The organism is Propionicimonas sp., from assembly GCF_047606205.1.
GTDB lineage: Bacteria > Actinomycetota > Actinomycetes > Propionibacteriales > Propionibacteriaceae > Propionicimonas.
Map to the genome: position 1 here is coordinate 1 of NZ_JASGES010000122.1, position 2,711 is coordinate 2,711.

2 protein-coding genes are annotated in these 2,711 nt (G+C 67.2%); both read left to right on the plus strand.

Translation table 11 applies throughout. The features are described 5' to 3' along the window. Nucleotides 1–531: 531 nt before the first annotated feature. Complete coding sequence (locus QM633_RS08050; protein WP_415024359.1) at nucleotides 532–2,367, plus strand: extracellular solute-binding protein; 1,836 nt, start codon at nucleotides 532–534, stop codon at nucleotides 2,365–2,367. Nucleotides 2,368–2,371: 4 nt separating this feature from the next. After that, the coding region (locus QM633_RS08055) for an AMP-binding protein (protein WP_415153228.1) at nucleotides 2,372–2,711 on the plus strand (340 nt) is incomplete at its 3' end.

Consider the following 2,711-nt stretch of genomic DNA (forward strand, 5'->3'; position numbering starts at 1 on the left):
GGATCTGCTGGTCCGCCGGCTGAGCACCCTGCTGGGCCGGGGCGCCCTGAGCCGGGGCCTGCTGGGCCTGGGGAGCCGGAGCAGCCGCCGGAGCCTTGGGGGCAGCCTTCGGAGCGGCCTTCGGCGCCGCCTTGGGCGCGCCCGGGGCCGGCGCGGGGGTCTGCGCTTCAGCGGCGAACGGAACGGCCAATGCCGTGGCCGTCAACAGGGCGAGAAGTCGCCCGCGCGGCCGAACCGACGCGGCCAAGTAACGGAAATTCATTGCGGAAAACCCTTTCTGAACGGGAAGTGCCCGAACCGCTCGAAGCGCCGAACCTAGCCGCTTGGCGCGGCTCTCTCCCCGTCAATTGAGGCGGATAAGTGACGGGCCCGACGCTCTTACGCGATTGCCCGCCTTCTTAGCGTGGCCGACGAAAAGATCAATGCCGACAACCGGCTTTGACCGCGTCTTGAACCGCTCCCGGGCCTGCGCCCGGTGAAATTCCCTGTGATAGGATCGAGGTCCGCCGGTCCTCGAATCAGCATGTGCCGATGTTCATGTTCCAGCGCCTTATCGAGGGCCCCGCCGTCCGCCTCTGCCTCCTCGCCTTCGTCCTGGCCACGGGGCTACAGGCAGGCCCCGCGCGCGCCGAGGAAGCCCACGCCATTGCGATGCACGGCAAGCCGGCAATGCCGGCCGGCTTCACGCACATGCCCTATGCCAATCCCGATGCCCCCAAGGGCGGACGGCTGACCTGGGGCATTCTCGGCACCTTCGACAGCCTCAATCCCCTGATCGTGAAGGGACTGGCCGTCCAGCAGATGCGGAACTACGTGGTCGAGAGCCTGCTCGCGCGCGGCTATGACGAGCCGTTCACGCTCTACGGGCTCCTGGCGCGGTCCGTCGAGACCGACGACGAGCGCAGCTATGTCACGTTCCGCCTGGATCCCCGCGCCCGCTTCTCCGACGGCAAGCCGGTGCTCGCCGAGGACGTCCTGTTCTCGTGGCAGCTCCTGCGCGACCACGGCCGGCCCAACCACCGGCAGTACTACGCCAAGGTCGCCAAGGCCGAGATGCTCGACCCCCTCGCCGTCCGCTTCGACCTTGCCGGCGCCAACGACCGCGAATTGCCGCTGATCCTCGGCCTGATGCCGATCCTGCCGAAACACGCGGTCGACGTCGCCAGCTTCGAGGAGACCACGATGACCGGGCCGATCGGTTCGGGCCCCTACCGGGTCACGGCGGTGAAGCCCGGCGCCAGCGTGACGCTGACCCGCAATCCCGACTATTGGGGACGCGACCTCCCGATCAATCGCGGCCTCTACAATTTCGACGAGATCAGGCTCGACTATTTCCGCGAGGCCAACGGCCAGTTCGAGGCCTTCAAGCGCGGCCTCTATGATTTCCGTGTCGAGAACGAGCCGCTGCGCTGGCACGACGGCTACGATTTTCCGGCAGCGAAAAGCGGCGAAGTGATCCGCGACACCGTCAAGCCCGGCGTGCCGCAGCCCTCGGAATTCCTGGTGTTCAACACGAGGCGCCCCGTCTTCGCCGACATTCGTGTGCGCCGGGCACTGACGCTGCTGTTCGATTTCGAATTGGTCAACCGCAACTATTTCTTCGGCCTCTATTCGCGCGTGGCCGGTTATTTCGCCGGCTCGGACCTGTCGGCCTACGGCCGGCCCGCGGATGCCCGCGAACGCGAGCTGCTCAAGCCGTTCGCCGCGAAAATACCGCCCGACATCATGGACGGCAGCTACCGGCTGCCGGTGACCGACGGCTCGGGCCGCGACCGGACGACGCTGCGCGCCGCGCTCAAGCTGCTGTCGGAGGCCGGCTATGACCTCGACGGCACCGTGCTGCGCAACCGCGCGACAAGGGCCCCGCTCACCTTCGAGATGCTGGTGACGACGCGCGACCAGGAGCGCATCGCGCTCGCCTTCCAGCGCGATCTGAAGCGGGCCGGAATCGAACCGACCGTACGCTCGGTCGACCCCGTGCAATTCGACCAGCGCCGCCTCGCCTACGAATTCGACATGATCCAGAACCGCTGGGATCAATCGCTCTCGCCGGGCAACGAGCAATATTTCTACTGGGGCAGCGCAGCCGCCGACAGTCCGGGCACCCGCAACTACATGGGGGCCAGGGATCCGGCGGTCGATGCCATGATCGCCGCCCTGCTCGAGGCCCGTGATCATGCGGGCTTCGTCTCGGCGGTGCGCGCGCTCGACCGGGCACTGGTCGCGGGCTTCTACACAATCCCGCTGTTTAACGTATCCGAGCAATGGATCGCGCGCTGGAATCGGATAGAACGACCGAAGGCGACCGCGCTGTCCGGCTACCTGCCGGAGACATGGTGGTCCAAGGGTGAGCCTCAAGCGAAGTGATGCCGTGAACCAGTCAGCCGTATCGCCAACGCTCGACACGCTGTTCCAGCGCACGCTGTCCCGGCAACCGCACGCGCCGGCCCTGATCGACCCCATCAACAAGACGCGCGTGACCGGGCACCAGCCGCGGCGGCTGACCTATGCCGAGGCCGACACCGCGATCGAAGCGCTGTCGGCGCACTTCGTCGAATCGGGACTGCCGGCCAACTCCGTCATTGCGCTTCAGCTGCCGAACACGGTCGAGTTCGTGCTGACGGTGCTCGCCGCGCACCGGGCCGGCCTCGTGGTGGCCGTGCTGCCGCTGTTGTGGCGGCATGCGGAACTGACCGCCGCGCTCAACCGCA

Excerpts from the sequence above, each read along its gene's own strand:
- QM633_RS08050 (WP_415024359.1), top strand. The coding sequence starts at position 532 with ATGTTCATGTTCCAGCGCCTTATCGAGGGCCCCGCCGTCCGCCTCTGC.